The following is a 24,622-nucleotide window of genomic DNA, read 5'->3' as shown; positions in this document are numbered from 1 at the left end:
ATTCAAAAGGGTGACTAGCAAATATATGTTTCTAGTGTGGTTTTCGAATTTGAAATACGCTCTGGCAGTTGCAGCACCAATGAGGCGTATTTCAAATTCACCACACTAGATCGTCAGGGTTCCGACGCTCGCACCGCCGCAGACATAAAGCGTCTGACCGGTCACAAAGCTGTTTTCCGGATCGCAGAAGAACAGGAAGGCATTGGTCACGTCCCGGACATTGCCAATGCGCCCGACCGGGATGCGTTTGGCGAGGGCTTTCTGTTGCGGGCTGTCCTTTTCGACGATGCCCCAGAAGTTGTCGGTCAGGATCGGGCCGGGGGCGACCACGTTCACGGTGATGCCATGCGGGGCAAGCTCCAGGGCCCAGGTGCGCGCCATGCCGATCATGCCGGCCTTGCTGGCACTGTAGGCGGTTCGGGTCGGTGCGCCGAGCGCCGCCCGTGAGGCGTTGAACATGACACGGCCGAACTGGCGCGCCTTCATGTTCGGCAAGGCCGCCTGCAGGAGTGTTAATGCCGATCCCAGGTGCAACTGCGCAAGGCCGGTGATGTCTTCGGGCTTGGCATCCTCGACAAGGTTGGGCCAGATGAGCCCTGCATTATGGATCAGATGAGTGACGTCGAACTCCGCCGCGATCGTGCCGGCGGCAGCGGCCACGGCTTGTGCATCGAGAAGGTCGGCTTCCACCGAGTGCAGGTTCGGGTGAGATTTTTCCGGTGCGGTTCGTGCGACCGACACCACCGTGTAGCCCTGACCGAGAAGCCTTTCGACCAGGTCGGCACCAATCCCCTTGTTGCCGCCGGTAACGACTGCCGTAAATTCACTCATTCCGTCACCATCGCCAGAACCCGAAGCGGGCTGCCGGTTCCATTCTTGATTTTCAGGGGAGCCGCGATCAGCACTGCGCCTGTCGCGGGCAGCTGATCGAGATTGGCCAGACATTGCAGGCCGTATTTTCCCGCGCCATGCAGAAAGTAGTGAGCGGGGTAGGGCGGCACGTAGTGCGCCCCCTGGCCTGCATCCGTTCCGACGGTCTCGGTACCGAAACCGCGGATGTTCCGCTCCTCGATCAGAAACCGGATCGCCTCCGGCGTCGGCCCGGGCGAATGCGGTCCGTCTGCCCGCATGTTCAGATAGTCGGCGCCTCTGCGCTTGGACCAGTCGGTGCGCATCAGCACCCAGGCATCTTCCGGGATGCGGCCATACTCGCTTTCCCAGTTTGCGATGATCTCGGGCGTCAGTTCGAAGTCGTCGTTCTCTGCCGCCCCTTTCGAACAATCGATTACCACCACAGGACCGACAAAAGCCTCGACCGGGATCTCATCGACAGACCCGTTTGGCACGTCCTTTCCTGAAATCCAGTGCGAAGGCGCATCGAAATGGGTGCCGGTGTGTTCGCTCATGGAAATGTTGTGCCATTTCCATGCCGGACCACGGTGATCGTAGGCGCTGATTTCCTCCATCCGGAAACGCGCGCACTGACCGAACTCGGGCGGTAGCACGATGACCGGAAAGTCCGGATCGAGCGTGTGGGTCAGATCCACAATCCTGACGGCTCCGGAGGCAAGGCCGGAAACCAGCTGGTTCAGACCGCTCATGTGCCTTCTCCCCCTTGCGTGAGTTCACGTTCCAGGACTTTCGGGTCCCGCCGCCAGCGTTCGCGTATTTCCATGGCAACGTCACCGCACCACACGTCCTCGAGCCCCTGTTGCAACCCAGTGACCACCGATCTTGCGAGAGCCTTTGCATTGACCTTGGGAGGCGGCACCGGTTGGGTCCAGTCGTCTTCGTCCGGTCCGGTGAAGACAGTCATCACACGCAGTCCGGACGCACGGAATTCTCCACGCAGGGACTGCGACAGCGAATAGGCAGCAGCGTTGGAGGCAGAAAAGCAGCCGAAGTCCGGTGTGTTGGACAGGGCGAACACTGACAGGATATTCACCCAGGCAACCGCCGAGTTGACGCCATCGTTGGTGCGGGCGCACATGCCCGGTCCGAAGGCCTGCGCAAGACGCATCAGACCAAGATAATTGGTCTCCATTTCCTCACGCGCAAAGGCAGTATCGCCTCTTGCCAGAACACCGCCCGGCCGCAGAAACCGGGCATTGTTGACCAGAATATCCGTCTTGCCGCCAATTTCCCCGGCAAGCCGCTCTACCGAAGCGGTGTCTGTGACGTCAAGCGGCAGCACGCTGACCTTTTCGAGCCCGGATAACAGATCGCGGTTGGCGTGCGGACGCCAGCTTTCGGCCTCGCCGACAAAGATGGTTGAAGCCCCTGCCTCCAGCAGCGACGTCACCAGAGCCGGCGTATTCGGGTTTCGCAGGTCCGTGATCAGGATACGCCTGTGTTTCGGGTCGGCTGAAAGGGCACGCATTTGCGGATCGTCTTCCATATTGCTTGTCCTGTCCTTGGGCACTGCCAGCAAAACGCCCTGGCCGGACGCGTCAAGACGGTTGAGTAGTGTAACTTCTCCGCCGCGCTCGCAGTCGCCATGCACATGGCACAGGACCACAGGACCGGCATCCAGCTGCACCGAGCCCATGCGCCAGGGCGTTCTCTCCCGGAAGTAGAGATTGATCGACGTGCGGATCTGCGTCTCTGCCAGCAGTGTGCCCGCAGGCGAGATGTCCTGCCATTCCAGCCCGGCCGACAGGCAGCTTCCGCAAACGTCCCGGGGCGGATATTGCACCGTGCCGCAGTCGTCACAGACCTGAAGAGCGAAACGGCCTTCCGCAGCAGCCGCGGTCAGGCCGAGAGCCGCACGGGATCGGGCCTCCGGGGGACGTAGCGGAGACTGTGTGCGCTTTTGCGGATCTTTCTTGCGGGGAGGGGAAAGCGGTGTGCTCATGCCGGGCTCCCTGTTTTCACAATGGCCGCACTCGTGCAGACGCCGCGGTCGTAATTGATCATGCCGAATCCGGACACCATCGCGGTCGTCGCATCAGCCACCTGCGTGCCTCCGGCCGTGCCCAGTACCTGGCGCAGCGCTTCAACGAGGCCGATGAAACCACCCGCGGCCCCGGCCTGACCGGCAGACAGTTGTCCGCCGGACGTGTTGTGCGGAAAGTCTCCGGAAATTGTCAGGTCGCGGTTCCTGACGAAATCGGGGGCGCCGCCCTTGTCGCAGAAACCGAGATCCTCGATCTGCATCATCGAAATGACGGGATAATCGTCATAGGTCTGCAGGAGATCGATGTCGTCCGGCGAGCAGTCCGCCATGGTGTAGAGTTCTTCGACATCGAGCGTCCACCCCCCGCGCAACTGCACGGGATCCTCGGCATGGGCGTTGTGGCGCTCGATTGTTCCGCCGATCACGGCATAGGGCAGGTTCCGCCGCTCAGCCTCTTCAATGGACATGACGAGAAAACACTCGGACCCGGCGCAAGGCATGACACAGTCGAACAGGGCAATCGGATCGGCGATCGGGCGGGCGTCGAGATATTGCTCGAGCGTCAGCGGCTTCTTCATAAGCGCGTTCGGATTGCGCAGGGCATTGGCACGCTGCGCAACGCAGATCCTGCCGAAATCCTCGCGTGTCGCGCCATATTCCTGCATGTACCGGTCGGTCAGAAGCGCGAAATTGGCATTCGGCCCCCCAAATCCGTAAGGGTAGGAGGCATCCTGGGCAAAGCGGGAAAAGCTCGACAGCAGATTTCTGAAGCTGTCGATGTGGTTGGTGTCGCCGGCAACGCAGGCCACGATATCCGCGTCGCCCGCCTGGACTGCACGTGCGGCCCTCCGCAGGGCAACCACACCACTGGCACCACCCATCGGAATATTGTCCAGCCACCTGGGGCACAGGCCCAGATGCTGCGTCAGCCCGACAGCCGTATCCGGAAACAGGGTGAAGCTTGCAACCGAAAACCCGTCAATATCCGCAGGCCTCAAACCAGCGGCCTGAAGGGATCCGCGCAATGCGCTTGCGATCCACCAATGGGCCGTTTCGATGGAGTAACGCTGGTAGGGAATTGAAACCGGTGCGGTGACCGCAACGCCCTCATAGCTCTGTCGTTTCCCCATCAACTGGCCTGCCGCTTTTTCATGTGACCGGTGGCGATTGTATCGGCATCGTCCAGAAGCTGCAGTGCCAATTCCTTCAAGGCGGCCCGCTGGATCTTCTGGGTCGGCGTCAACGGCAGCTTGTCGACAAAGGCGATGTAGCCCGGTGCCTTGTAATAGGCCATCTGCTCCAGGCACCAGCGTGTGATCGCCTCGGCCTTGTCTCGGCTCGGGTTCTTCACTTTCAGGCAGGCAAACACCTCGTCGCCGCGCACCGGGTCGGGCACAGGGGCAATACCAGCCGCCTCGATGTCGGGATGGCGCATCAGGATCGATTCCACCTCTACGGCAGCGATGTTCTCGCCCGATCGCCGGATGACGTTTTTCTTGCGGTCGACAAAAAACAGGTTGCCGTCTTTGCCCTGGCGGACGATGTCGCCGGTATGGAACCAGCCGTCTTTCCAGGCCTCATCCGTCGCGGCTGCGTCCTTGTAGTATTCCGAGAAGAAACCGTAGCGCGGATCCGGCCCCGCGTGGCGCACCAGCAATTCACCCTGAACCGCCTCCCTGCCACTGTCGTCAACAAGTCGGCATTCGACGCCCGTGCCTGGCTTGCCGATGCTTGCCTGGGCCACCAGCCGGTCTTCACCCGAGGCGGCAATCACCGCCCCGGCTCCGGTTTCCGTCATCGCCCAGGCTTCGACCAGCGGAAAGCCGAAACGGTCCTCGAAGGCAATCTGCAGCTTCGGGTCAACACCTGCGCCAAAGCCGAAACGCACCTGATGCGCACGCTCTTCAGGGGAAGGGTCGAACCCCATCAGCATGGACGGCATCACGCCCAGGTAGTGCAGACAGGTTGCCCGGGACGCGGCAACATCCTGCCACCACGCACGCGGGTGGAAGCGATCCAGAACGGTAAGACACCCGCCAACCATGACCATCGCCATGAAGGAATAGGCCATTGCGTTCATATGGAAGACGGGCAGGGGCGTGATCATACGCTCGCCGTCTTCCGTCAGCGTTGCCAGTCCGCCGACACTGGCATACCAGCGGCCAGCAAGCAGGAAATAGGTATTGGGAAGGACGCAGCCCTTCGGTTTGCCGGTCGTGCCAGAGGTGTAGAGGATAGCCGCCTCGCGGGCCTCGCCTTCCAGCGGCCGGGCGGTGACCGCCTGGTCGCGCGGCCCGGGGGCAGGGTCGCCGGGGGCTATCACGGCCGCCTTGATGCCGGCAGCGGCAACGGCAGCCTCAAGTTCCTTGTGGCGGTCTTCGATCGATATGATCAACGCCGGTTCGGAGTGGCCGATGAGATATTCAAGCTCCGCAGCTCTCAGGTCCGGATTGACCGGCACAACGGAGCCGCCAATTCGGTTTACCGCGAGCCAATGCAGGAAGAACGTGGGCCGGTTTTCCAGAAGCAGGGCAACACGCACGCCTGCACCATAGCCAGCCTCCATCAAGTTCTGCGCAAGCGTGTCGACTTCCTGGCGTGCGGTGCCATATGTCAGCTCGCCGGGCGGTATGTCGTAGATATCTGCAGTGCCGGGCAGAACGTTCAGAAACGGTCGGTCCGGAAATTTCTCCGCCGTTGCAGCGAAGGCCTCATAAACTGTTTCAACTGTCATGGCTGTCATGGCAGCAACTGGATATTGCCGAAAGCGGCGTCGCAATTGAGGATGTCGACCCGCTTGTTGGCTATCCTGATCTCGCCATCGACCACTTTCAGTTCGTGCGTTGCCGTCAGCGCCAGCAGAAACTGCTCGTCCAGGCGCGTTTCGACATAATGCATGGATGTGTTGGTGACGATCCTATCCCCATCCATCTCGTCGATGAAGGGCCGCTGGATGACATGGTGACAACGGCTCTTGGGCTTCTGGCTGAAGGTTCTGGCCCCGTTCAGCCGTTCCACGCGCAAGCGCAGCATGAACATGTCCTCGTAGAGCAGGGACGTCACCAGATGCGGATCGGTCTGCTTGTAGTCGAGCGGCATCCAGTAGTGGCCGTCTTCCAGCCACAACGACAGCCATTCACTGTAGCGGCCCTCGTCCAGCATTCTTGCTTCGTCATAGATGAAGTCGATGACCTCTTCCCTGGAAACCGCCATCACGCATTCTCCATCGTAGCTGTCATGAATTTCACCCAGGCATCGAACTGGTTGCGCATCTGCCGTTCCGTGGTGCCGTTTTCCACGGCCTCCTCGCCAAAGTCTTCCTCTTCCGTTCTGAGGCGCTGAACATTGACCCATTCCATGCCATTGGACATGAGGCCTTCCTGCGCGCGCTCGTACATTTCCAGATCGTCGTGGCCGACCATCGATGTCGGAGCGTTGATCATCCGGTTGTACATGGCGGTGCGCGCCAGAAGTTCGTCCGGCGCCCCGACCAGACGGTAGATGTAGCTTTCGACCAGTGTCTTGTCGGGCCCCAGCGGAATGAAATTGCGCAGCTGCTGGATCGGTCCCTTGATCATGATGTTCGGGAAATAGACCGTGTTATGCCGGTTCTCGCCGAGAATTTCCTTCGCGCGCTCCTCGCCGTGGGTTTCGCTCAAGGCCTCGAAATAGCCAGGTATCGCGGAATAGTCGGAATGGATCGAGTGATGCACGCCCGTATGCCCGTGCCCGTTCGGCCAGGTACGAATGCCCATGTTCTCGAAGAACTCGTAGGGCGACATGAAGGGCGCGATGATCTCCATCGCGGGCGGACGCGGTTCCGGGTTCCCCATCTCCTTCCAGATGTTCACAGCGGTTCCGGCGGAGCTTTCGTGGGCGACCATCGGGTGACAAGTGTCGGTCTGGTTTTCGACCAGCATCTTCCAATTGCACTTGTGCATGTAGCGCAGCGGCGGACCGGCGATCTCAAGCCGTCCTTCCGGCGAGCGGTCGACCATGTTGTCGATGGAACTCAGGCTGTCGCCGAAGTAATCCTCGAAGCTGATGCCCTCGGCAGCCAGGCGGGCAAAGACGAACCCGCGATAGTTCTTGACCGCACCAACGGCTGTCATGCCCTTGGCATTTTTGGTGTTTTCGAAGCCGGTGTTCTCGTAACCCTTCTTCAGCGGGATCGCGAGCAGGCAGCCGTCCGTCTTGAACGACCAGGCGTGATAAGGGCACCGGAAGAACTTGCCCGTATTGCCTTCCCGGTCGATCGCGATCTTGGTGCCCTTGTGCGGGCAGCGATTGTAAAGAACGTGGATTTCGCCATCGGAGTGACGCACCTGGATGACAGGCTGGTCGCCGATCTGCGTGGTGAAATAGTCGCCCTTGTTCGGGGTCTGGCTGTCATGGCCGACAAACACCCAGGTGTTTGCGAACAGATGCTGCATTTCCAGCTTGTAGATTTCCGGGCTCGTGTAGACGTCCCGATGCACCTGCGGCCCCGTGAACAGAGCGGCGATTTGGCTGGCCGTTTGCATGCTGGCTCCTCCCTGGAATGCGAAACCCTAAAGATCGAGGACAAGTCGCGCGGACTTCGCGCGGCTGACACAAATCTGCATGACCTTTCCCGATGCCTTTTCGGCATCCGACAGCACGACGTCGCGATGATCGGGCGTACCGCTGATCACATCCGTCTGGCAGATGCCGCAGTCGCCGCGCTGACAGTCATACATGACGTCGAGGCCGGCATCTTCCAGTGCCTGGATGATGGTCTGGTCCGGGGCGACAGTCACTACCTGTCCCGTGCTGTGTACCTCCACCTCGAATGCCGCATCGCCGGACTGCGCCTCTGGGGCGGTGAAGAGTTCAACATGAATGGCCTCTTCCGCCAGTCCGGCTGCGATCGCGGCAGCGCGTGCGGCATCGATCATTCCCTTCGGGCCGCAGATATAAAGATGCGTTCCGGAAGGCTGGGCCTTCATCAGTGCGGCCAGATCGAGCGGGTCCGTGTCGTCAAAGTAAAAACGGGCACTGTCACCGAAAGCGTTCTTCAGCTTGCCGGCGAAACCCATCCGCGCAGCCGAGCGGGCAGAATAATGCAGCTCGAAAGACCGGTCTTTCGATTTCAGCTGGGTCGCCATCGAAATCAGCGGCGTGATGCCGATGCCGCCGGCCAGAAGCAGGACGTGCGGAACATCTTCGGCAAGCGGGAAGTCGTTCTTCGGTTCGCTGACGGAGATCGATTGGCCTGCGCTCAAGGCATGCATGGCCTTGGAGCCCCCCTGGCCGCTCTCCTCCCGCTGAACCGCGACCGTATAGAGGTCATCAGTCTCCGGCCAGTCGATCAGGGAGTACTCCCGTTCGCCCAGAGGACCGAGATCGAATTTGACATGCGCACCGGGCTCATAGCCCGGCAATGACCCGCCTGCTTCCGCCCGAAACCTGAAAACGCGAATCTGATCGGTTTCCGGTTCTACACCTTCAAGAACAAGTTTCACCGCAATGCCTCCTCCTGTAAAAAATATGAAATTTCATATAAAATGAGTCAAGCCTCTTTTTTTCCCGATCTGTCCGGGATAAATGACACTTTGAAAACAGGTGCATAGTTGGAGGGGGTGTTGACCCTGACGCCGGAAAAATTCGTTTCTTCTTACCTGCTGTACCTGCTGGCAGCATCAAGCGAAGCGGCAAGCCACCAGTTTCACCTCCGTGTGCGCGAATTGGGCCTGCGCGTTCCGGAATGGCGGGTTCTTGCCTGCCTTTACGATCAGGACGGACTGATGATCACGCAGCTGGCGAAATACTCCCTTCTGGAGCAATCCAGAATGACGCGTATTGTCGATCAGATGGAAAAGCGTGGACTGGTCGTGCGCAGGAGCGACAAGGGTGACGGCCGCCGCGTCCGCGTTCACCTGACCGACGCCGGGCAGAAGCTGAGCTCCGAAGTGGTCGAAGAGGCAAGGGAACACGAAAGAACCCTGCTGTCTGCCTTGAACCAATCGGATGCGGACCGGATCAAGCCCTCCCTGGAACGGCTCCTGGCATCTCTCAACAGCTGGAACAGCGCAAACGAATAGGCGTCTGGCGCTGGTTGCTCTTGTTGTGACGGACGACGGCAAGGCACATCAGGATCGCAGGCAGCCTCGCGGTATGTCTTCTTCAGCCTCGCCGGCGCCTTGCCGCCAATAGCCGCTCAAGCCGACTTGCCCGGCGGTCATTCTCCCCATTGCCCAATTAACCCACCGCAATCGCCCGGCTCTGCGCGCACTGCAGTTCCGGTTGCCGTTTGCTGCAGTGGAACACCAGACCGATTTTTCCATGTGTTGATGGCCAGCTGCCCGCTCGGCCCGAACGACAGATGCCGCGCTTCCGGTTCCATTCCCGACGAGCCCCGCACGCACCCGAACAATTCCCTGAATGGATCGGCACACCCAGCTCGCTGCGACTTCCTTGCTGTTGGGTTGTTGCCTGCGAGGCCTGCGCTAGCGCCTTCCAGTCATACACCGGGAAGAACAGAGCTCTTGCTTCTAAAAATCATATGTGAATATAGTATTCACATAAGAAATTGGGAGGAGCCATGGAAACGTCATTCGCACCGACGGTCGGGATCGACAGCACGCTGTCGAAGGATATGCCGGCGGCGCATGCGGCCATCCCGGTCTGGAATTCGGAAAACTGGTATTACGAAGACTGGCAGCCGGGGCATTGCATACGCTCCCTGCGTCGGACGATCGCTGAAGGCGAAAGCCACCTCTTCAACACGCTGGTCGTCGACATTCACCCTTATGTGCAGGACCAGATGTTCGCAGAAACGGAAGGGGTCTTCGGCAGGAGACTGGTTGCCGGAGCGTTCGTCTTTTCCGCAGGCCTCGGCCTTGTTGCCACGAACTGCGTCAACGCGTTTTCCTATGGCTACGACAAGCTGCGCTTCATCAAACCGGTCTTCATCGGCGACACGATCTATACGGTCCGGACAAACCTCGACAAGAAGCCGAAATACGAAGAGATGGGCCTCGTTCGGGCGTCCTACGAAGTCTTCAAGGGGGCAGGGGAACTCGTCCTCTACTGCGAGCATCTGCAAACCGTGAAATACCGCAACCCGGCCGCCCACGCGGACCGGACAGAACCTGAAAACCGGGCCTGAACCGACATGAACTCCACTTCAGAACTACCGCTCGCCGGAATCACCGTGCTCGACATGAGCCAGTTTCTCTCCGGTCCCTATGCCACCTTGCGCCTGCAGGATCTTGGCGCGCGCGTTATCAAGATCGAACGGCCAGGCTCCGGAGACCTGTCGCGCAGCCTCTATCTGAGCGACACGGAAATCGGCGGGGATTCGACCATCTTTCACGCCATCAACCGCGGCAAGGAAAGTCTTGCAGTCGACCTGAAGAAGCCGGAGGACATAGACCGTCTCAAGCGCCTGATCGCCAAGGCCGACGTGCTGGTCCAGAATTTCCGGCCGGGCGTGATCGAACGGCTGGGCCTCGACTACGAGACCGTGCGGGCGATCAATCCGGGTCTGGTCTACGGCTCAATCAGCGGTTACGGGGAAGACGGCCCATGGGTTGCCCGCCCAGGGCAGGACCTGCTTGCCCAGGCCCGCTCGGGCCTCATGTGGCTCAGCGGTAACGATGGTGACGGCCCGGTACCGATGGGGCTTGCCGTCGGCGACATGTTCGCAGGGGCTGCCCTGGCGCAAGGCCTTCTTGCAGGCCTCGTGCGACGCGGTGTTACCGGCAAGGGCAGCCATGTCCAGACCAGCCTTCTCGAAGCTCTGGTCGATTTCCAGTTCGAGGTTCTGACCACTTATCTCAACGACGGGAGGCGCATGCCGAAACGATCCGGTTTCCGCAACGCCCATGCCTATCTCTCCGCGCCTTACGGCGTGTATGAGGCAAAGGACGGGTACATTGCGGTTGCCATGACGCCGATCCCGAAACTGCGTGACCTGATGGAACTGGAAGCTCTCGAGCCTTATTGCGGTGATCCGGCGGTCTGGTTTTCCGAGCGCGAGACGATCAAGAAGCTGATCGCAGGCGCGATTGCCGAACGAACGGTCGACGACTGGATGTCCGTTTTCGAACCCGCCGACATCTGGTGTGCGCCGGTGCTCGACTGGGACAGCCTGCTGGAAAGCGAAGGGTTCAACGGGCTGGACCTGCTGCAGCGCGTCGAGCGTGAAGACAATGTCTCGATCCTGACAACCCGCTCCCCGTTGAGAGTGAACGGCGCCCGTCCGAAAATCGCCCGGGCTGCACCGCGCGTCGGCGAACACACGGCCGCGATCGAGAAGGAGTTCGGCCTGTGAGCGCCGTTCGCCTGAAAGGCATGACCTGGAGCCACCCGCGCGGCTACGAGCCCATGGTTGCCTGCTCGAAGCTCTGGGAAGAGCAGACAGGCGTCGGGATCGACTGGGACAAGCGCTCGCTTCAGGACTTCGAGTCCTACCCGGTTGAAGATCTCGCGCGCCAGTATGACCTGATCGTCATCGACCATCCGCACGTAGGCGAAATCACCACGCAGAACTGTCTCGCTCCACTCGACAGACACGGGGATCCGCAAAACCGGCAGGCCGTCGCCAATGGCAGTGTCGGCGGTTCTTATGAAAGCTATTTCTGGGAGGGTCACCAGTGGGCCTATCCGATCGACGCCGCCGCGCAGATCCAGGCCTATCGGTCAGACCTCGTCGGCGCGGCACCCACACGCTTCGACGAAGTCCTTGAACTGGCGGAAGCGGGCAAGGTGCTGATCCCGATGCGCCCGCCCCATTCGCTGATGACCTTCTTCACCCTGTCGGCAAACCTTGGAACACCCTGCGCGACGACAGGACCGGGCGAGCTTATTTCGATTGAGAACGGCGCACCGGTCTATGAGCTGATCTCGCGCCTGATGCGGCACGTTCCTGACCGGTGCTATGGCATGGACCCGATCGCGGTCTTTGAGGAGATGTGCAAGACGGACAGCCCGATTGCCTGTGTTCCCCTGATCTACGGCTACGTCAACTACGGTATCGAAGGCTTCCGGCCGAAACGCCTCTCCTTTGCCGATATCCCTGCTGCAGGCGACAACGGCCCGATGGGCTCCGCACTTGGCGGCACCGGCATTGCCGTTTCCGCGTTTTCGAACCATGTCTCGAAGGCTGCGGACTTCGCTCTCTGGATCGCAAGCGGATCAGTGCAGCGCGGGCCTTTTGCAGCTGCCGGTGGCCAGCCTGGTCATGCGGACGGCTGGTCTGACGAGACCGTCAATGATGTGACAAACGACTTTTACCGCAACACCCGCCGGACCCTGGACAACGCCTGGGTCCGTCCGCGCCACAAGGGCTACATGGCATTTCAGGCAGCGGCTTCAGAACGGCTGAACCTGGGCCTGCAAGGTGGTGAGACAGCGCAATCCGTCATCGGCGACATCAATGCGCTTTTCGCCGGGAGTTTTGAGTAAGCCCTTCCAAGACAATGCGTCTGCGGATAACCGTCCAAACGCGCCTCCAATCACATTGGGGGCGCGGTTCAGTTGATCAAAGCTGCCAGATACGTTTTGCGTTCCCGGACAGCAGCTTTGTACGTTCATCCTCGCTGACGCCTTCCAGCAAGGCGTGGGTCGCAGCAACCCATGCCAGCAAGCCGCCACCAAGCGTGCAGACCGGCCAGTCACTGCCCCAGACAACACGGTCCCAGCCGAATGCCTGAATGGTATGCTCGGCCCAGGGGCGCAGGGTTTCGGCAATCCAGCTTTCAGGATCGGCATAGGCTACGATCCCGGAGATCTTGGCGCAGACATTGGGGCGTTTCGCGAGTTCCGTAACCCGCTCCTGCCAGGGCTGGCGTTCGTCGGCGGCGATATCCGGTACACCGCAATGGTCCAGTATGAAGGTGACGTCGGGAGCCAGATCGACAAGCTCCATTGCCCGCTCAAGCTGGCGGGGCAGGACGCAGAGGTCGAAGGTGAAGCGCGTACCGCCAAGGCGCTTCAGGTTTTCCCGGAATAAGGGCTGATCGGACAACTCGTCCGGCATGACGTGCAACACACGCCGGAAACCCTTCACAAGCTCATTTGCCTGCTGCCGCTCCAGATAGGCTGCAAAGCTTTCCTCCTCGGGACGGCAAGACGCAATTGCCCCCTTGATGAGGCTGTCCGGCTGGTTTGCCAGAGTGCCGACATATCCTGTCTCAGCTTCGATGAGGGGTTCAGCGACATCGACCTCCATGTGAAACGTGGTCGAAATTCCTGCGCGCCGCGCGTCACGGGCATAGGTCTCGTATGTCCAGTCCCGATTGAGCGGTTCGACACCCGCCAGCCAGGGATAGTCCAGAGCCGACCGGTCTATGACATGAAGATGGGTGTCGACGATCATGCTGCTCCTCCTCGCAAATAGCCGGGCAATCCTTCCACAGGAAAATAGATTATTCAAATAAGAATTTATTCGACTGCTTTACCGTCCGTTCCGGTCAGTTCCGACAGTTGCCGCGCGGTTCTGGTCAGAAGTTCCAGCGTCCCGGTGATGTCGGGCGCTTGCGGGGTGTTCACCAGCGTGATGAAAGGAACAGTCAGCGCCGCAATGGCCCGTCCGTCCGGGCTCAGGATCGGAGCGGACAGGTTGTAGACACCGGCAGTCTGGAGGCTCGGCATCATTTCGTAGCCGCGTTCCGAAATCTGGTCGAGCCGGTCGAAGAACTCCTTCTCGACGGTCGGATGTTCGGTGCTACGGGAATATTCGTTGATCATCATCAGGCGTTCCTCTTGCGGCCTGAAGGCCAGAAGAACGTGACCGGATCCGGTGTCGTAGAGCGAAATATTCGAGCCGACGCGGATTGAGATCCCCCAGTAGCTCGGTGCCTCCTGCTGCGCGACGACGACGACCGATCCACGGTCGAAGACGGAGAGCTGGTTTGCCTGGAGCGTCTTTTCCGCAAGGTCTCGCATGAAGGGCGTTGCAAAGGAAACAAGACGGCGGACCGGCGCATGGGACTGCGCCAGACCGAAGAGCTTGAGCGTCAGCGAGTAGCGGTCACCGTCGATCCTTGTGACGTAACCCCGACGCACCAACCGGTCCAGCATGCGGTAGAATTCGTTGGGGCTGCGGCCGAGATGCTTGGCGATCTCCGCCTGGGTCAATCCGCCGTCAATGCCTGCAAGAAGTTCAAGAATATCGAGCCCCTTGTCGAGGGCGGGTGCCCGGTATCGATCCTCTTCCTGTTCCATACTTTTCTCCGTGAAGTGCAATATTCATATACGCACACCCTTCTCGAAAAACAAACAAGAATGCGCCGGAGCAGCTTGACCATAAATGAAGAGCATGTTTGTATATAAATGAACCACTCATTAGTGAGTTGTTTGGGCGGACACCCGCCTTCTTTGAAAGTCTCGGGAGGAGGCTCATGAAAAATCTACTGGCCGGCGCGTCCGCCGGCGTTATCGCTCTTTTTGCCGTTGGCTCTGCGCTCGCGCAGGATCTGCCGGGCAAGTTTGACGGGGTCACGATCGATGCCAAGCTGATCGGTGGCCAGCAGTACGAAAAGCTCTATGCGCGCATCGGCGAATGGGAGGCGGCGACGGGGGCCAAGGTCAACGTCATCTCCAAGAAGAACCACTTCGACCTCGACAAGGAGATCAAGTCGGACATCGCCGTGGGTGCGTTGAACTGGTGTGTGGGTTCGAACCACTCATCCTTCGCGCCCCAGTATCCGGGCATCTACACCGACCTTGCAGCACTGCTGCCGAAGGACGAAATCGACGCTTTCGTCGATGCCAACATCTCCGCCTCGACGCTTGACGGCAAGCTGGTGATGCTGCCGCGCGCCCAGTTCGACGTGTCCGCGCTCTACTACCAGAAGAGCCTTTATGCGGACGAAGACAACAAGGCGAAGTTCAAGGAAAAATACGGCTACGACCTGACGCCGCCGGACACCTGGCAGCAGGTGACCGATCAGGCCGAGTTCTTCGCCAATCCGCCGGACTTCTACGGCACACAATTTGCCGGCAAGGAAGAGGCCATCAACGGCCGTTTCTATGAAATGCTGCGCGCGGAAGGTGGCGAATACCTGGATGCCGATGGCAAGCCTGCGTTCAATTCGGAAGCCGGCGTGCGTGCGCTCAACTGGTTCGTGGATCTCTACAAAGCGAAAGCCGTTCCCGCCGGTACGACCAACTACCTCTGGGACGACCTCGGCCAGGGCTTTGCCTCCGGCACGGTTGCCATCAACCTGGACTGGCCGGGCTGGGCCGGCTTCTTCAACGACCCCGGTGCTTCCAAGGTGGCCGGCGATGTTGGTGTCGTTGCACCGCCCAAGGGCTCCTCGGGTGCCCGGACCGGATGGTCGGGACATCACGGTTTCTCCGTCACCGAAAACTGCGAGAACAAGGAAGCCGCAGCTTCCCTCGTCTGGTTCCTGACCAACGAGGACAGCCAGAAGCAGGAAGCAGCTGGCGGACCGTTGCCGACGCGCGACGCCGTCTGGGACTGGGTGATCGCGGAAGCCTCCGACGACCCGTTCCGCAAGGAAGTTCTGCAGGCCTTCCAGGAAGCCGCCAAAGGCGCTTACCCGGTTCCTCAGTCTCCGTCCTGGATCGAGATCTCCAACGCGGTCTATCCGCAGCTGCAGGCTGCCATTCTCGGCGACAAGACGCCCCAGCAGGCGCTTGACGATGCAGCGGCCGAGGCCACCGAAATCCTGCAGGATGCCGGAGAGCTCTAAGCTCGCTCAAGGACAGGCGCGGCCCTGCCGCGCCTGATCCCGCCGGGTTTCCCGCGCGCGACATTCGCGGGTCGGCTAGCTCCTTTCGTAAAACGATATGAGGATAGAATGAGAGGCTGGAAGCCCGCGCCGCATGTGCTTCTGCTGCTGCCGGCGTTTATCGTCCTGGCGGCAGTTGTGGTCGTGCCACTCCTGTTGTCACTGTATTCAAGTTTCACGCCGTTCCGCCTGACCCGGCCGGACACGATCTATACGTTCATCGGCTTCCGCAACTACGTGCGGCTTCTGACGGACATGGATTTCTGGGTCGCCTTCGGCCGCACGGTGCTGCTGCTGACCTTCGCGCTCAACCTGGAAATGCTGCTCGGCCTGGGCCTGGCGCTGCTTGTTGAAAAGGCCACACGCGGACAGCGGATCCTGCGCACCATCATGATGTTTCCCATGATGTTTTCGCCGGTTCTGGTCGGCTTCCAGTTCAAGTTCATGTTCAACGACAACATCGGCGTCGTGAACAACGCGCTGCAATCGCTCGGGCTCACGGATATCGCCATTCCCTGGCTGATCGACGGACAGCTTGCCTTCATTTCCATCCTGATTGCGGAAATCTGGTCGTCCACTGCGGTCTTCGCGATCTTCATTCTGGCGGGCCTGATGGCCATGCCGCGCGAGCCGCTGGAAGCGGCCAAGGTGGACGGTTGCACCTCGTGGCAGAGCTTCCGCTTTGTGACTTGGCCGTTCATCATGCCCTTTGCCTATATCGCCATGACCATCCGCTCGCTCGACATCGCGCGCGCCTATGACATCGTCAAGATCATGACCGATGGCGGTCCTGCCGGGCGCACCGAGATCCTCTGGACGATGATTGCCCGCACCGCCTATTCCGACGCGCGCATGGGGCTGGCCAACGCCATGGCCTACATCGCCATTCTACTTTCAATCCTGTTCACGGCGCTGTTCTTCCGGCAACTCGCAAAGGCCCGCCAGCAGATCGGCGCGGAGTGGTGATCATGGACGAGAATACCGCACATCGCCTCAAGGGCCGTTTCCTGAAGGCCGGCCACCTGATCGGACTGTTCCTCGCCATGACGATCATCTGTCTGCCGGGGGTCTGGATCGTTCTTTCCTCGCTCCGCCCGACAGTCGAGATCATGGCCAAACCGCCGGTCTGGATCCCCCGTGAGTTGTCGTTCGACGCCTATGTGGCAATGTTCTCCGGCGTTGGCCAGGGCGGCATTCCGGTGCTGGAGTATTTCCGCAATTCACTGATCATCTCGGTCACCTCGACCGTGATTGCCCTGGCGGTCGGCATGGCTGGTGGTTACGCGTTTGCGCGTTACCGGTTCCGCGGCAAGTCGGCAATTTTCCTTGGCTTCATGCTCACGCGGACCGTGCCTGGCATCGCGCTGTCACTGCCGCTGTTCTTCGTCTATGCCAAGATCGGCATCATCGACACTCACTTCGGACTGATCCTTGCCTATGTGGCACTCAACGTGCCTTTCACGGTCTGGCTGATCGACGGTTTCTTCCGCCAGGTCCCCCGGGATCTTGCGGAAGCGGCCCAGATCGACGGCTGCACCCGGTGGCAAGCCTTCTGGCAGGTTGAATTTCCGCTGGCGCGTTCGGGCATCGCCTCCGCCGGTATCTTCGCCTTCCTGATTTCCTGGAACGAATTCGCGCTGGCATCCCAGCTCACCCGGTCGACCAATTCCAAGACGCTGCCGGTCGGTCTGCTGGATTACACCGCCGAATTCACCATCGACTGGCGGGGCATGTGCGCGCTGGCAGTGGTCATGATCATTCCGGCACTCACCCTGACATTCATCGTACAAAAACACCTCGTCTCCGGCCTCACCTCCGGCGCAGTGAAGGGATAGACATGGCTACCGTCTCTTTGAAAAACCTGGTCAAGAAATACGGGCAACTGGAGGTGGTTCATTCCATCAACCTTGAGGTCAAGGACCGGGAGTTCATCGCGCTGGTCGGCCCGTCCGGCTGTGGCAAGTCGACCTCGCTTCGCATGATCGCCGGGCTGGAGGACATCTCGGGTGGCGAAATCCACATCGGCGACCGGGTGGTCAATGACCTGCCGCCGCGCCAGCGCAACATCTCCATGGTCTTCCAGTCCTATGCGCTCTACCCGCATATGACGGTTGCAGAGAACATGGGATTTTCGCTCAAGATCGCCGGAAAGTCCCAGGCGGAGATCGATACGGCGGTCGCGGAAGCAGCGCGCACGCTCAGCCTCGAGGCCCTTCTGGAACGACGGCCGTCCCAACTTTCCGGCGGCCAGCGCCAGCGTGTTGCCATGGGCCGTGCCATCGTGCGCAATCCGGATGTGTTCCTGTTCGACGAACCGCTTTCCAACCTTGATGCCAAGCTGCGCATGCAGATGCGCACGGAGATCAAGAAACTGCATTCCAAGGTCCAGTCGACGGTCATCTACGTGACCCACGACCAGGTGGAAGCCATGACCCTGTCCGACCGGATCGTGATCATGCGCGACGGCCATATCGAACAGGTCGGCACGCCGGAGGAAGTCTTCCAGCGACCACGGACGCGCTTTGTCGCCGGGTTCATCGGTTCGCCGACCATGAACCTGCGCGAAGCGGTCATCGACGATGGCAAGCTCGCCTTCGCAAATGGCGCCAGCCTGCCGCTGCCGATGCAATTCCGGAACGCGGTCAGCGTTGGCCAGAAAGTCGTGTTCGGCCTGAGACCGGACGATTTGTATCCGGCAGGACATGGCCTGCATTCCGGCGAGGCGCATGACGTGCACACGACGCAGGTGCCTGTCTCGATCACCGAACCGCTCGGCAACGAGACGCTGGTCTTTGCGGAGTTCGCAGGTGAGGATTGGATTGCGCGCATGCTCAACCCGAAGGCACTGCACACCGGTGACAAGATCGATCTCAGTTTCGACCTCAGCCAGGCACATCTCTTCGATGCCGCCACCGAACAGACCTTGAGGAGCTGAACGCATGGCACGGATTGAAAAAGTCGAACTGCGCATGGTCGACCTCGTTCCGAAGGTCAAGCGAACCGATGCGATCCAGAGTTTCGTCAGCCAGGAAACACCGATCGTCACGATCACCGATGCGGACGGTGCGACGGGCACAGGCTACAGCTATACGATCGGCACCGGTGGATCGTCGGTGATGCGGCTTCTTGCGGACCATCTCGCCCCGGTTCTGATCGGTCGTGACGCAGACATGATCGAGGGCATCTGGCACGAACTGGAGTTCTTCACCCACGCCACCACGATCGGCGCCATTTCCTCCATTGCTCTTGCTGCCATCGACACGGCCCTCTGGGACCTGCGCGCGCGCAAGATGGGGCTGCCGCTCTGGAAACTGGCGGGTGGAGCCAAGGACCGCTGCCCGCTCTATACGACCGAAGGCGGCTGGCTGCATATCGAAACCGAAGCCCTGGTCGAAGATGCTCTTGCGGCCAAGGCAAAGGGCTTTACCGGATCGAAGGTAAAGATCGGCCGCCCGCATGTCTCCGAGGACTACGAGCGGCTTGCCGCCGTGCGTGCCGCCGTCGGTGACGGTTATGAGATCATGACCGACTGCAATCAGGGCTTCACCGTCGATGAAGCCATCCGACGCGCCGACCGCCTGCGGGACCTGGACCTTGCCTGGCTCGAGGAACCGCTACCCGCCGACGACATCGGTGGCCATGTGCGTCTTTCGCAGAGAACGTCGACGCCGGTCGCTGTCGGCGAGTCGCTCTATTCGATCCGGCATTTCCGGGAATACATGCAGGCCGGAGCGTGCTCTGTGGTGCAGGTCGATGCCGGACGGATCGGCGGCATCACCCCCTGGCTGAAGGTTGCCCATGCTGCAGAAGCCTTCGACATGCCGATCTGTCCGCACTTCCTGATGGAGCTGCACGTCAGCCTGACCTGTGCCGTGCAGAACGGAAAATACGTCGAATACATTCCGCAGCTCGACGAATTGACCAATAGCCGCATGACAATTGAAAACGGCCATGCGCTCGCACCAGTCGAACCGGGCATCGGCATCAATTGGGACTGGGACGCGGTGCGCGGAAAGAGCATTCCCGAATTCACCAGCACAATCACCCGGCAGGAGGCGTAGGTCATGCAGCGCATGGGCATGGTGATCGGTCTCGAGCCGGAGAAAGTCGCCGAATACAAGCGGCTGCACGCTGCGGTCTGGCCGGAGATCCTCGACATGATCTCCAAATGCAACATCCGCAATTATTCCATCTTCCTGAAGGAGCCGGAAAATCTGCTCTTCGGCTACTGGGAATATCATGGCACGGACTTTGAGGCCGACGCGGCGAAGATGGCCGCCGATCCGAAAACGCAGGAATGGTGGGACGTCTGCATGCCTTGCCAGAAGCCGCTCGACACCCGAAAGGACGGCGAGTGGTGGGCGATGATGGAAGAGGTCTTCCATCATGACTGAAGCTTTCGATCCGGCCAGCCTTTCCCAGGACTGGCCACGGCCCGCCAATCCACGCCCCATCGTGACTTTCGGCGCAGGCTCCATCGTCGGTGATGCCCATTTCCCCGCTTACAGGAAAGCCGGCTTTCCGATTGCGGGACTTTATGACCCGGATGCCGGCAAAGCGCAGGCTCTGGCGGATCAATGGGGCATCAAGGCCTTTGCCAGCGCAGAGGAAGCAGCCAGTGTGCCGGGCGCGGTCTTCGACCTTGCCACCCCGCCCCAGGTGCATGCCGATGTCCTCGGCCTGCTACCGGAAGGGGCCGCAGTGCTGATCCAGAAGCCCATGGGCAGCGACCTGGACCAGGCAACGGATATTCTCAGGATCTGCCGCGACCGCAAGCTGATCGCCGCCGTCAACTTCCAGCTCCGCTTCGCACCGATGATGCTCGCCCTCAAGGACGCCATCGCCAAGGGCTGGCTTGGAGAAGTTGTCGATTTCGATGCCTGGCTTGCTCTCGCCACGCCCTGGGAACTCTGGGCCTTCTTGAAAGGACTGCCCCGGATCGAGATCACCATGCATTCGATCCATTATCTCGACCTGATCCGACAGGTGCTTGGCGACCCGAAAGGCGTGCACGCGAAATCGCTCGGCCATCCGTCCCATGAAATGGCCCAGACCCGCACCAGTGCCATCCTCGACTACGGAAACAAGGTGCGTTGTGCGCTCTCCATCAATCACGATCACAAGTTCGGCCGCCGGCACCAGGCTTGCGAGTTCCGTGTGTGTGGCACGGAAGGCGCTGCCTATCTGCAGCTCGGCGTCAATCTCGACTATCCGCACGGCGAACCGGACATCCTGGAGATCCGCCCCAGGGGTGGAGACGAGTGGATCCCCGTCCCCCTGAAAGGGGCCTGGTTCCCGGACGCATTTGTCGGCCGCATGGCAAATCTCCAGCGCTTTGCGTCCGGCCAGGACGCCGAGCTCGTGAGTTCGGTCGAAGACGCCTGGAACACGATGGCCCTGGTGGAAGCGGCCTATGCCTCCTCCGCGTCCCCTGCAACTCCACTCGCACAAAGACCATAAGTCATGGAACAAACGACCTATTTCGAAGACTATGAGCTCGGCTATGAGCGCATCACCTATGGCCGCACGATTACCGAAACCGACTTCGTGGTCCACGCAGGCCATACCGGAGACTTCTTTCCGCATCACATGGACGCGGAGTTCATGAAGACCCAGCCCTTCGGTCAGCGGATTGCCCATGGCACCATGGTGTTCGCCATCGGCGTCGGCCTGACCGCCAGCGTCATCAACCCGGTTGCCTTCTCCTATGGCTACGACCGGATGCGCTTCGTGAAGCCGGTTTTCATCGGAGACACCATCCGTTCGCGCGTGACCATCGTTGCCAAGGACGATGATCCGAAACGCCCGGCATTCGGCCGCGTGGTCGAGCGGACGGAAGTTCTCAATCAAAGCGACGAAGTGGTTCTCGTCGCCGATCACATCCACATCGTTGAACGAAAGAACAAGCCCGCCTAAGGGGCAGATGGAGCCGACATGACAGACTGGGTGAAGGACAAGACCGTTCTGGTGACAGCCGCGGGACAGGGGATCGGACGCGCGACTGCGCTCGCCTTTGCTGCCAGAGGCGCAAAGGTCGTGGCAACGGACATCAACGAAACCGCCCTATCGGAACTCGAAGGATCTGCGGGGATCGAAACCCGTCGCCTCGACGTTTTGAAGGATACGGACGTCCAGACCGTCGTTGCCGAAACCGGCCCGGTGGACGTCCTCTTCAACGGGGCGGGTTTCGTTCATGCAGGCTCGATCCTTGAAATGAAAGACGAGGACTTCGACTTTGCGGTCGACCTCAACGTACGCTCCATGATCCGCACCATTCGGGCGGTGCTGCCGGCAATGCTGGAACGGGGAGGCGGCGCCATCATCAACATGGCATCGGTCGCAAGTTCCATGAAAGGCGTGCCGAACCGCTTCATCTACACCACCACGAAAGCGGCCGTGATCGGCCTGACCAAGGCGGTTGCCGCCGATTTTGTGGCGCAGAACATCCGTTGCAACGCGATCTGCCCGGGCACGGTGGAAAGCCCTTCGCTGCAGGACCGTTTGCGCGCCCAGGGCGACTATGAAGCCGCCCGGGCCGCCTTCATCGCGCGCCAGCCGATCGGCAGGATCGGTACGCCGGAAGAGATCGCAGATCTCGCGGTTCATCTTGCCAACGCGACCTATACCACCGGACAGGCCTATGCCATCGACGGCGGCTGGACCATCTGACATTTCATTGAGGACGTGAACCCGTGACGACAATCACCGGTCTGAAGACGTACGATCTCCGCTTTCCGACGTCCGAAACCCTCGACGGGTCGGACGCCATGAACCCCGATCCGGACTATTCCGCGGCCTATGTTGTCCTTCAAACCGACGAGGACGGCCTTGAAGGCCATGGCCTGACCTTCACCATCGGGCGCGGGAATGACATCTGTGTTGCCGCAATCGAGGCCATGCGCCATCTGGTGACCGGGCTTGATCTTGCCTGGATCTCCGAAAATCCCGGCCGCTTCTGGCGTCACGTGACCTCGGACAGCCAGCTTCGCTGGATCGGACCGGACAAGGGTGCAATGCATCTCGCCACCGGCGCCGTCGTCAATGCCGTCTGGGACCTCTTGGCCAAACAGGCCGGCAAACCGGTCTGGCGTCTTGTCGCGGACATGAGTCCGGAAGAGATCGTTTCCATCATTGATTTCCGCTATCTGACCGATGCGATCACGCCGGAAGAGGCACTTGCCATCCTGAAAGCGGCGGAACCGGGCAAGGCGGAACGGATCGCGCAGCTCGAAGCACACGGTTATCCCTGTTACACCACCTCGGCGGGCTGGCTCGGCTATCCCGACGACAAGCTGCGCCGGCTGTGCCGGGAAGCGGTCGAGGCAGGCTACACCCATGTGAAGCTGAAGGTCGGACGCGATCTCGCCGATGACATCCGCCGGCTGAGGATCGCCCGGGAGGAGCTCGGGCCCGACCGGTTCCTCATGATCGATGCCAACCAGGTGTGGGACGTCGGACAGGCCATCGACTGGGTACAGCAACTCGCGTTCGCCAAACCCTACTTCATCGAAGAACCAACCAGCCCGGATGACATCGCCGGCCATCGCGCGATCCGCGAAGCGGTGGCACCGGTGAAGGTGGCAACCGGTGAAATGTGCCAGAACCGGATCGTCTTCAAGCAGATGATCGCAGGCGGTGCCATCGACATCGTGCAGATCGACGCCTGCCGGATGGGCGGTCTCAACGAGGTTCTCAGCGTTCTGCTGATGGCGGCCAAATTCGGCACGCCCGTCTGGCCGCATGCCGGCGGCGTCGGTCTTTGCGAGTATGTGCAGCATCTGTCGATGATCGACTTCGTTGCGGTTTCCGGAACCAAGGAAGGACGCGTGATCGAATATGTCGATCATCTCCACGAACATTTCGTCGATCCCTGCACCATCCGAAATGCCGCCTATATGCCGCCGCACATGCCGGGTTTTTCCGTGGAGATGAAACCGGCCTCCATCGAACAGCACATCTTTCGAGACGGTGGCGCAGACGCCGCCTGATGTCACAAGCCACACATCAAAACCGAGGATAACCCCATGAAACTTCTCCGTATTGGAGACGCCGGACGGGAAAAGCCCGCCATTCTGGACCGTGATAACCGGCCGCGGGATCTCTCCGCTCTCGTTTCCGACATTGCCGGCGACACGCTGACGCCGGACGGGCTGGCGAAAATTGCTTCCGTCGATCCGGCCACCCTGCCGTTGCTCGAGGAAGGCCGTATCGGTCCCTGCGTTGGCCACGTCGGCAAGTTCATCTGCATCGGCCTCAACTATTCCGACCATGCCGCCGAAACCGGTGCGGAAGTGCCCAAGGAACCGGTGATCTTCCTGAAGGCGACAAGCGCGATCTGCGGACCCAATGACGACGTGAAGATCCCGCGCGGGTCGGTCAAGACCGACTGGGAAGTCGAACTTGGTGTCGTGATCGGCAAGGGTGGCAGCTACATCGAGGAAGCCGAAGCCCTTGACCACGTCGCGGGATATTGCGTCATCAACGATGTTTCCGAACGCGAATTCCAGATCGAACGCGGTGGCACCTGGGACAAGGGCAAGGGCTGCGACACCTTCGGCCCGACAGGGCCCTGGCTGGTGACCCGGGACGAGGTTTCCGATCCGCAGAACCTGAAGATGTGGCTGGAAGTTGACGGCAAGCGCTATCAGGACGGGTCGACGGAGACCATGGTCTTCGGTGTCGCCCATCTGGTCAGCTATGTCAGCCGGTTCATGAGCCTGCAGCCGGGCGACATTATTTCCACCGGCACACCTCCGGGCGTCGGCATGGGACAGAAACCGCCAATCTATCTGAAGGGTGGAGAGGTGATCGAGCTGGGCATTGAAGGACTTGGCGTCCAGCGGCAAAACGTGGGCAAGGCTTAACGCCGTCTCTCCAGTTCGAATGAAGCGAAACAGGCCTTGGCTGACCCCATACAGGCAAATCGGCTGAGACCTGCAGACCCTCGACAACTCTCGTCTCCCGCTGCGCGGCACAGGCGGTGGGAGACGACTGCCCGATATCA

General features: G+C 60.5%; 25 protein-coding genes. 15 read left to right on the top strand and 10 right to left on the bottom strand.

What is annotated here, in order from left to right; translation table 11 throughout:
• Positions 1-105 precede the first annotated feature (105 nt).
• Genes FIV03_RS29885 through FIV03_RS29850 form a run of 8 tightly spaced genes read right to left on the bottom strand, consistent with a single transcriptional unit; the run spans position 106 to position 8,379 of the window.
• The gene (locus FIV03_RS29885) at positions 106-831 is read right to left on the bottom strand and encodes an SDR family oxidoreductase (RefSeq protein WP_152512404.1); all 726 of its coding nucleotides are present in this window, start codon (positions 829-831) and stop codon (positions 106-108) included.
• Positions 828-1,601: a cyclase family protein gene (locus tag FIV03_RS29880; protein WP_152512403.1), complete on the bottom strand. Its 774-nt coding sequence runs from the start codon at positions 1,599-1,601 to the stop codon at positions 828-830. Before FIV03_RS29880 ends, FIV03_RS29885 begins: the two co-directional genes overlap by 4 nt.
• Positions 1,598-2,854: an SDR family NAD(P)-dependent oxidoreductase gene (locus tag FIV03_RS29875; protein ID WP_152512402.1), complete on the bottom strand. Its 1,257-nt coding sequence runs from the start codon at positions 2,852-2,854 to the stop codon at positions 1,598-1,600. Before FIV03_RS29875 ends, FIV03_RS29880 begins: the two co-directional genes overlap by 4 nt.
• The gene (locus FIV03_RS29870) at positions 2,851-4,026 is read right to left on the bottom strand and encodes a thiolase family protein (protein ID WP_152512401.1); all 1,176 of its coding nucleotides are present in this window, start codon (positions 4,024-4,026) and stop codon (positions 2,851-2,853) included. Before FIV03_RS29870 ends, FIV03_RS29875 begins: the two co-directional genes overlap by 4 nt.
• Entirely contained in the window at positions 4,026-5,639 is a 1,614-nt protein-coding gene (locus FIV03_RS29865) for an AMP-binding protein (protein WP_152512400.1), read from the bottom strand. Before FIV03_RS29865 ends, FIV03_RS29870 begins: the two co-directional genes overlap by 1 nt.
• Positions 5,636-6,109, bottom strand: a complete 474-nt coding sequence (locus FIV03_RS29860; protein WP_077294496.1) for an aromatic-ring-hydroxylating dioxygenase subunit beta — start codon at positions 6,107-6,109, stop codon at positions 5,636-5,638. Before FIV03_RS29860 ends, FIV03_RS29865 begins: the two co-directional genes overlap by 4 nt.
• Positions 6,109-7,419, bottom strand: coding sequence for an aromatic ring-hydroxylating dioxygenase subunit alpha (locus tag FIV03_RS29855; protein WP_152512399.1), 1,311 nt, complete (start codon positions 7,417-7,419; stop codon positions 6,109-6,111). The genes FIV03_RS29860 and FIV03_RS29855 overlap by 1 nt, the downstream gene beginning before the upstream one ends.
• A 27-nt stretch (positions 7,420-7,446) precedes the next feature.
• Positions 7,447-8,379: a PDR/VanB family oxidoreductase gene (locus FIV03_RS29850; RefSeq protein ID WP_152512398.1), complete on the bottom strand. Its 933-nt coding sequence runs from the start codon at positions 8,377-8,379 to the stop codon at positions 7,447-7,449.
• A 120-nt stretch (positions 8,380-8,499) separates the two neighbouring features.
• On the opposite strand from FIV03_RS29850, the gene FIV03_RS29845 reads away from it, so the two are divergent.
• The 4 genes from FIV03_RS29845 (at position 8,500) to FIV03_RS29830 (ending at position 12,325) form a co-directional block, all read left to right on the top strand.
• On the top strand, positions 8,500-8,958 hold the full coding sequence (locus tag FIV03_RS29845) for a MarR family transcriptional regulator (protein ID WP_152512397.1): 459 nt from the start codon (positions 8,500-8,502) through the stop codon (positions 8,956-8,958).
• 500 nt (positions 8,959-9,458) lie between these two features.
• On the top strand, positions 9,459-10,025 hold the full coding sequence (locus FIV03_RS29840; protein WP_152512396.1) for a MaoC family dehydratase: 567 nt from the start codon (positions 9,459-9,461) through the stop codon (positions 10,023-10,025).
• Between the two features lie 6 nt (positions 10,026-10,031).
• Entirely contained in the window at positions 10,032-11,192 is a 1,161-nt protein-coding gene (locus tag FIV03_RS29835) for a CaiB/BaiF CoA-transferase family protein (RefSeq protein WP_075283467.1), read from the top strand.
• Positions 11,189-12,325: a carbohydrate ABC transporter substrate-binding protein gene (locus FIV03_RS29830; protein ID WP_173014033.1), complete on the top strand. Its 1,137-nt coding sequence runs from the start codon at positions 11,189-11,191 to the stop codon at positions 12,323-12,325. The genes FIV03_RS29835 and FIV03_RS29830 overlap by 4 nt, the downstream gene beginning before the upstream one ends.
• A 76-nt stretch (positions 12,326-12,401) precedes the next feature.
• Here FIV03_RS29830 and FIV03_RS29825 read toward each other — a convergent pair whose 3' ends face one another.
• Positions 12,402-13,238 carry an amidohydrolase gene (locus FIV03_RS29825; RefSeq protein ID WP_152512395.1) on the bottom strand — a complete coding sequence of 279 codons (837 nt, stop codon included), beginning with the start codon at positions 13,236-13,238 and terminating at the stop codon, positions 12,402-12,404.
• A 65-nt stretch (positions 13,239-13,303) separates the two neighbouring features.
• Positions 13,304-14,086 (bottom strand): IclR family transcriptional regulator, encoded by a 783-nt coding sequence (locus FIV03_RS29820; protein ID WP_152512394.1) that lies wholly within the window; start codon positions 14,084-14,086, stop codon positions 13,304-13,306.
• Between the two features lie 176 nt (positions 14,087-14,262).
• Here FIV03_RS29820 and FIV03_RS29815 point away from each other — a divergent pair, with 176 nt between their 5' ends.
• From FIV03_RS29815 to FIV03_RS29765, 11 genes are all read left to right on the top strand, one after another.
• Entirely contained in the window at positions 14,263-15,579 is a 1,317-nt protein-coding gene (locus FIV03_RS29815) for a sugar ABC transporter substrate-binding protein (RefSeq protein ID WP_152512393.1), read from the top strand.
• Positions 15,580-15,687: 108 nt separating this feature from the next.
• Positions 15,688-16,584 carry a sugar ABC transporter permease gene (locus tag FIV03_RS29810; RefSeq protein WP_152512392.1) on the top strand — a complete coding sequence of 299 codons (897 nt, stop codon included), beginning with the start codon at positions 15,688-15,690 and terminating at the stop codon, positions 16,582-16,584.
• 2 nt (positions 16,585-16,586) lie between these two features.
• On the top strand, positions 16,587-17,453 hold the full coding sequence (locus tag FIV03_RS29805; RefSeq protein ID WP_031269448.1) for a carbohydrate ABC transporter permease: 867 nt from the start codon (positions 16,587-16,589) through the stop codon (positions 17,451-17,453).
• Positions 17,454-17,455: 2 nt separating this feature from the next.
• Positions 17,456-18,553 (top strand): sn-glycerol-3-phosphate ABC transporter ATP-binding protein UgpC, encoded by a 1,098-nt coding sequence (gene ugpC / locus FIV03_RS29800; RefSeq protein WP_152512391.1) that lies wholly within the window; start codon positions 17,456-17,458, stop codon positions 18,551-18,553.
• Positions 18,554-18,557: 4 nt separating this feature from the next.
• Positions 18,558-19,679 (top strand): mandelate racemase/muconate lactonizing enzyme family protein, encoded by a 1,122-nt coding sequence (locus FIV03_RS29795; protein WP_152512390.1) that lies wholly within the window; start codon positions 18,558-18,560, stop codon positions 19,677-19,679.
• Between the two features lie 3 nt (positions 19,680-19,682).
• Positions 19,683-20,012: an L-rhamnose mutarotase gene (locus FIV03_RS29790; protein ID WP_152507921.1), complete on the top strand. Its 330-nt coding sequence runs from the start codon at positions 19,683-19,685 to the stop codon at positions 20,010-20,012.
• Positions 20,005-21,078 carry a Gfo/Idh/MocA family oxidoreductase gene (locus tag FIV03_RS29785; protein ID WP_152512389.1) on the top strand — a complete coding sequence of 358 codons (1,074 nt, stop codon included), beginning with the start codon at positions 20,005-20,007 and terminating at the stop codon, positions 21,076-21,078. Before FIV03_RS29790 ends, FIV03_RS29785 begins: the two co-directional genes overlap by 8 nt.
• 3 nt (positions 21,079-21,081) lie before the next feature.
• The gene (locus FIV03_RS29780; RefSeq protein ID WP_152512388.1) at positions 21,082-21,534 is read left to right on the top strand and encodes a MaoC/PaaZ C-terminal domain-containing protein; all 453 of its coding nucleotides are present in this window, start codon (positions 21,082-21,084) and stop codon (positions 21,532-21,534) included.
• An 18-nt stretch (positions 21,535-21,552) separates the two neighbouring features.
• Positions 21,553-22,287, top strand: a complete 735-nt coding sequence (locus FIV03_RS29775; RefSeq protein WP_152512387.1) for an SDR family oxidoreductase — start codon at positions 21,553-21,555, stop codon at positions 22,285-22,287.
• A 23-nt stretch (positions 22,288-22,310) separates the two neighbouring features.
• Positions 22,311-23,606 (top strand): L-fuconate dehydratase, encoded by a 1,296-nt coding sequence (locus FIV03_RS29770; protein WP_152512386.1) that lies wholly within the window; start codon positions 22,311-22,313, stop codon positions 23,604-23,606.
• Positions 23,607-23,642: 36 nt separating this feature from the next.
• Positions 23,643-24,482 (top strand): fumarylacetoacetate hydrolase family protein, encoded by an 840-nt coding sequence (locus FIV03_RS29765; RefSeq protein WP_152512385.1) that lies wholly within the window; start codon positions 23,643-23,645, stop codon positions 24,480-24,482.
• Positions 24,483-24,622: the final 140 nt, after the last annotated feature.

The sequence above is a fragment of the Labrenzia sp. THAF187b genome (assembly GCF_009363375.1).
GTDB lineage: Bacteria > Pseudomonadota > Alphaproteobacteria > Rhizobiales > Stappiaceae > Roseibium > Roseibium algicola.
The sequence above is the reverse complement of the archived record's forward strand: the minus strand, read 5'-3'. Positions and strand labels throughout refer to the sequence as shown.